Origin of the sequence: Streptomyces sp. NPDC127084, from assembly GCF_042724175.1 — a bacterium.
In the GTDB taxonomy this organism is placed as follows: Bacteria; Actinomycetota; Actinomycetes; order Streptomycetales; family Streptomycetaceae; genus Streptomyces.
This window is the reverse complement of sequence record NZ_JBHXFA010000260.1, coordinates 1-5,816: the sequence shown is the minus strand read 5'-3', so window position 1 is coordinate 5,816 and position 5,816 is coordinate 1. Positions and strand designations below refer to the sequence as shown.

3 protein-coding genes and 1 pseudogene are annotated in these 5,816 nt (G+C 69.6%); all 4 read right to left on the bottom strand.

Going from position 1 to position 5,816, the window contains the following annotated elements; genetic code table 11:
• Positions 1-2,854, bottom strand: a 2,854-nt coding sequence (locus ACFWI9_RS32540; RefSeq protein ID WP_387168387.1) for a hypothetical protein, incomplete at its 3' end; no start/stop codon positions are given.
• 51 nt (positions 2,855-2,905) lie between these two features.
• Positions 2,906-3,268 carry a hypothetical protein gene (locus tag ACFWI9_RS32535; RefSeq protein ID WP_387168384.1) on the bottom strand — a complete coding sequence of 121 codons (363 nt, stop codon included), beginning with the start codon at positions 3,266-3,268 and terminating at the stop codon, positions 2,906-2,908.
• On the bottom strand, positions 3,265-3,741 hold the full coding sequence (locus ACFWI9_RS32530) for a YbaB/EbfC family nucleoid-associated protein (protein WP_387168381.1): 477 nt from the start codon (positions 3,739-3,741) through the stop codon (positions 3,265-3,267). Before ACFWI9_RS32530 ends, ACFWI9_RS32535 begins: the two co-directional genes overlap by 4 nt.
• A 31-nt stretch (positions 3,742-3,772) precedes the next feature.
• Positions 3,773-5,816, bottom strand: a pseudogene (locus ACFWI9_RS32525) (microtubule/TRAF3 and DISC1 binding protein); the annotation flags it as partial.

Sequence of the window (5,816 nt, the reverse complement as noted above, 5' to 3'; positions counted from 1 at the left end):
CCACCGGCAGCAACGCCACCGCGTCCAACAACTCCAACGCCGAAAGCACCGACAGGTCAGCCACCAACGCATCCGCGTTCGCCGGCTCCACCGCCACCGGAACTGACACCGCGGCATCGGACACCACACCACCCGCAGTACCACCGTCCTCGAACACGTCGACACCGAACGGCTCCCCATGCGCACCACCACCCGCCGCAGCAAGCTTGCGGTCGACCAACTGCGACGCCATCCACCGCACTGTATGGCGCTTCTTCCAGTAGCTCTGGTCGGCGTCCGTCCGCGCCTTGCTCGCCTTGCCGACCGCGTCCCATGACTCAGGCTCGGGCGCAGGAGTGGGCTGTACCGCTGTCTCGCCGTCGGCGGCGCTCTCGGTCCACGTCGTCGCGCTGCTGGATGGGCTGCCGGACGAAGTGGCCGCGGTTCCCGTGAGGTCCGGTCCGCTCTCCGCGTCAGCCGACTGCGCGGCGGGGGCGACCGGAAGGGATTTGCTCACCGATCCGGACACAGTGGTCAGGGGTGCCGCCGGTGCCAGGGCCGGGGTGGTCTCGGTGTCCGCCGCATTGCCGGCGACATTCTCGGCGACGGTGGTCTCGGTGGTCGTGTCCGTGGCCTGCGGCAGTCGGGGAGCACGCGGTTCGGCGCCCCAGCGACCCGGTCGTGCGGTGTCGGCGGGGGTGGAGACCGGGTCTACCCAGGTGTGCGTGCGTGTCACCGGGGTCGCGGCGGCACGCGCAGCTTCGAAGCCGGGGTTGCCGGTCAGTGCAGCGGGGGCGGTGGGGACGGTGTGCACGGTCGCGGCGGGCTGCGTGCCGGTCTCCAACGGGGCGCCGGTGTCCTGACCGGACTCCTTGTCCTGGGTCTCCGAGGTGGTGCGCTGTTCGGGCAGTCCACTGCCCTGTACGCCCTTGCCCGGCTCGGCGAGGTGGGCAGGGCTGTGCGCGCCAGGTGTCGCCCCGGACGTGGCGAGAGGCGCGGTGGGCAGCACGTCGACCGCTTCGTCGTCGGACTGCTCCGGTGACGTCTCCTGATCGGGCACGAAGGTGCGGCGCTCGTCCCCGCCCTGTGCCCCGGACGCGGTGCCGGTGCCGCGCGGCAGGGTTGTGTCCGTGTCCGCCGTGTGGCCGGTGGAGGACTGTGGCGTGCTGTCGTCGGCGTCCTCACCGAGCAGATCGCCTGAGGTGTCGGCGGTCTGGACGTCGGTGTGGTCGCTGCCGCCAGGCGCCGTACGCTGTCCGGTGGCCGGGGAGTTGGCAGCGGCGCCCGTACCGGTTCCGGTGCCCGTGCGGGGGGTGTGGGTGTCCGGAGTGGAGGTGCCCGCCGGGGAGGCCGCGGGGTTCAGGCTGCCCTCGGTGCCACCGAGGTCGGCCACGGTGTCGTCGACGGACCAGTCGGTGGCGTCGTCGAAGCCGGTGCGGGAGCCGGAGTTGCCGAAGCCCTTGGCGGTGGCGGGCGAGGACACCGCCGCCGGATCGGTGCCGAGGGGCACGTGCGAGGAAGTCGACGCGTAGGTGGTGTCAGAGGCGATCGAGGCGGTATCCGAGTCGAACAGCGATTCGTTGTCGAGGGACGACACGTCCGAGGCGCTGTCGAAGTTGTCGACCGTGGTGTCCAACGACGTCGAGAACGGGAGGGACGTGTGGGTGGGCACCGGAGTGGTGGGGACGTTCACCGCCGTCACCGGTGCAGGCACCGGCGTGGCGATCGGCGTGGCGGGGGTCTTCGTCGGGATCTCGGTGGTGACCGTCGGAATCGGCGACGGCACCGTCACCGTCACCGGGGCGGCGGACGTGGTCGGCAGGGTGGACGTCTTCCCACCGCTGTTGCCGCTGCTGCCGCTGTCACCGGGCGGCGTGGAGCTGTCGTTGATGCCGTTGAACCCGGTGGTGGTCGCGAACTTGTGCACCTTGAGGCCGCCCTGGGCCAGCGCGTCACCGGCGATCACGGTGATCACCGAGCTGGTGCCTGCCCCGACGAGGGTCTCCCACTTGAAGTCCCACTCGCCCTCGAAGGCGCCCTGGACGAGGTACTCAGCGACCGATTCGCTCACCGCGCTGGAGACGAACACCCCGGTCAGTCCGGCGCCGCCGTTCAGCCCCTTGGTCCAATTGGGGTGCTTCTTGGCGAACTTGTCGAAGCTGTCGAAGTTCTTCATCCAGTTCTTCAGCCACTTGCCGCCGCCGTGGAAGATCGACTGGAACAGGCCGGTCAGCGCGCCGGCGGCGGCCGACTTGCCGACGTCACGCCAGTCGATGCTGTCGGGCTTGCGGTCGTCCGGGTTCAGTGCCATCTGGGCGAGCTGCACGGCGAGGCTCTGCAGTGCCTCCTCGAACGCCTCGGTGAGCACCGCGGTGAAGGGTGCCAGTTGCACCAGGCGTTGGACGATGATGAACACGGCCAGCCTGCTGCGTGCCTTGGCCAGCGCCATCTGGGAGATGGACGTACCGCCGGTGATCGCGGCCAGCGCGGCCAGCAGGGCCAGCTCGATGAGGAGCATGACGATCTCGGCGATGATCTCCCACTTCGCCGCCTGGATCTTGATCGAGTGGTCGACCTGGCCCTGGGCGATCTCGTCGAGCTGGTCGAGCATCTCGTCGAGGTGGTTGACACCGCCGTCGTCCACCAGCAGCGACAGGCCCCGGACGTACGCGTCACCGACGTCGTCGGGCAAGGAGGTGGAGGCGTCGGCGATGGAGCGCTGCATCTCATCGCGGAGATAGCGGAGAGCACGGCGGAAAGTCAGGTAGAGCTCCTTGCTGTAGTAAGCAAGATTCTCCCTGGCCTGCAACGGCATTTCGCCGATGATTATCCAGAGCATCTTCCTGACGTCCTCAGGAAAGACGATCTCCCGCATGTAAAGCTCCGCTCACCCTCAACTGTTCGGTCGTGCCCCCACCTCCTCGCGTCAGCGGCGCCCGCCGGTGTCGCCGTCGATGGCCTCTTCGGTCCGCCTCTGGTGCTCGCGGATCCGCTCCGTGGAGTCGGCGGCGTTCTTTTCGATGCCCTCCAGGTTCGAGAGAGTCGCGGAGACCAGGCCGTCGAGTGCTTCGAAGAGTGTCCTGCTGGTGCCCATGCAGTACTCGTTGTTGCGGTCGTAGACGGGACGGACCTTCTCGGCGAAGTCGTCCGTCCAGCCGGGCCACTCCGTGTAGTGCCGTTCGTTGGAGTCGAAGTCCTCGCCCAGCTTGCGGGCGAGTTCGGGCAGCCGCTTCATCCGCGCGATGCTCGCCCTCAGCGCCTGGGTGTTCGCCTCGTATACGCCGCTCATGCTCGGCCCCTTCCTCGGTTGTGTGCGTCGTCCCCGTCTTCGTGGATCTCGTCGCGCAGCCGGTTGCCTGCGCGTCTGCCGTGCCCGCTGCCGGCTTCGCCGCTGAGCGCGGACCCGAAGATGCGGTCCCAGTCGATGTCCACTCCGCGCAGCTCCGGAAGGTCGGCGCTGGGCGCGGTCAGCGGTCCGAAGGTGTCCATCACCTCCCGGGCCATCTGCGCGCGGCCCCGTCCCACCGCCTCCATCACGGACTGGGCGAGTTGGCTGGCATTCATCGCGCGGTACTTGTTGTCCAGGAACTTCAGTCCGGTCAGCTCGCCACCGGCACCGACCGTCACCTCGACGGCCCGGTCCCGGGAGCGGACGGTCGCGGAGGCTCCAGCCAGCCGCTCCTCGGCCTGCGCCACAGCTGCCTGCACGGACTCCAGCTCCGCCATCGCCTTGGCGATGCGCTTCTCGATCGGTTCTGTCACGAGTGGCTACTCCTCGGCTGCGCTGCGGTGTTCATCGGCCGATGACGGCGGGTGCGCCGCCCTCGTCGGTGCCCCATACGTCGTCTTCTTCCTCCGCCCATACCTCACGGGCGCGGTCCCCGCTCTGCGTCTGCGTCTGGCCGCCGGGCGCACCGGCACCGCCCATGGGGAGGAACGGGCTGGCGCCGGTGGTGCTGGAGGCACGGGGTGCGGACACCCGTACGTTGTTCTCATCCTGGACGGGTCGGGCGCCGGGGCCGCCGCGGCGTCCACCGCGGCTGTTCAGCGGCTGCCCGTCGTCTACTACGTTGCGGACCCGCTCGGTCTGTGCCTGGTTTCCGCCGCCCGCACCGCCCATGCCCCCCATAGGCATACCGCCCATCGGCATGCCTCCCATGCCGCCGCCCATGCCGAGGCCGCCGGGCAGCGAGCCGGTGTTCAGCGGGGTGCCACGGTCGCCCACGGACACCCCGGCATGGGGGGCACCTGACGTGGCGTACGGCGACTCGTAGGGGGACTCGTCGTACAGCTCCTCCTCATAGGGGCCGTAGTCGTAGCCGGACGAGGCGCCGGGTAGCGAGCCGAGCGAGCTGCCACCGGAGTGGAATCCGGGCGCGGTGGGCAGCCCTCCCGGGGAGCCGTTGAGGTCGCCCGAGGAGACGGTGCCGTCCGGGAGGGTGGTCGTACCGATGCCGGTGCGCGGGTCGACCTTGGTGACCGTGCCGTCGGGGTGCTCGGTGACGATGTTCCCGTCGGGCTCAAGGCGGGTGACGCTGCCGTCGGGGTTGGGGAACAGGTCACCGACGTTGAGCGGGCCGGTCTCGACGGTGCCGTCGGGATGGGTGACGGTCGCCGTGTGCAGGTCGGGGTCGATGCGTACGGAGCTGCCGTCGGGGAACTGGGTGACCAGTCGGTTGTTGTCGTCGAGGGTGGTGTGGCTGCCGCCCGGGTTGGTCAGCACGTCGTCGGAGAAGGGGTTCGCGTCAACCCTGTCGGGCCACTGCGAGTTGAGGTCGCCGACGTTGAGGTCACCGGAGCCGACGACACTCCCGTCCGGGAGATCGAGACCGCCCCGGTTGAGCAGGCCCTCCGTGCTGCCCTGAGCCTGCTGCCAGGCTTCCTCCTGACGCTTCTGGGCTTTCTCCTGCTCGGCCTTGGCTTCGGCTTCCTTGGCTTCCTGCTCGGCCTTGGCCTCAGCTTCCTTCTGCTCCGCCTTGGCCTCCGCAGCGGCCTGCTCCTCCTTGGCTTCCGCCTCCTTGGCTTCCTGCTCGGCCTTGGCTTCAGCTTCCTTCTGCTCCGCCTTCGCCTCCGCAGCGGCCTGCTTCTGCTCGGCCTCCGCCTCCTTGGCCGCCTGCTCCGCCTTGGCTTCCGCCTCCTTGGCCTCCTGCTCCGCCTTGGCCTCGGCTTCCTTCTGCTCCGCCTTCGCCTCCGCGGCAGCCTGCTCCTCCTTGGCTTCCGCCTCCTTGGCCGCCTGCTCCGCCTTGGCCTCGGCCTCCTTCAGCGCGGCCGCCGCCTCGGCTTCCTCCTGCTTCTTCTCCTGCGCCTTGCGGGCGGATTCCTGGTCGGCACGCGACTGGTTGAACTGGCTTACCTGCAATTGCTCCGCGCGCGCCTGGGCCTGCTTGGCTTCGGCCTCCTTGGCCTGCTGCTCGGCTTTGGCCTCGGCTTCCTTCTGCTCCGCCTTGGCCTCCGCAGCGGCCTGCTTCTGCTCGGCTTCCGCCTCCTTTGCCGCCTGCTCCGCCTTGGCCTCGGCTTCCTTCTGCTCCGCCTTGGCCTCCGCGGCAGCCTGCTTCTGCTCGGCCTCCGCCTCCTTTGCCGCCTGCTCCGCCTTGGCTTCCGCCTCCTTGGCCTCCTGCTCCGCCTTGGCCTTCGCCTCCTTGGCCTCCTGCTCCGCCTTGGCCTTCGCTTCCTTGGCCTCCTGCTCGGCCTTGGCCTTCGCCGCCTCCTCCTTGGCCTTCGCGGCCTCTTCCTTCTGCCACGCCATGAAGTCGTCGCTCTTCTTCTGGGCGGCCGCGGCGGCCGCCGCGGCGGCGTCCGCCGCGATGGCGGTCTTGTCCTCCGGGTAGGAGCTGTCT

Coding starts and splice junctions, on each gene's coding strand:
- ACFWI9_RS32535 (WP_387168384.1), bottom strand. CDS start 3,268: ATGAGCGGCGTATACGAGGCGAACACCCAGGCGCTGAGGGCGAGCATC.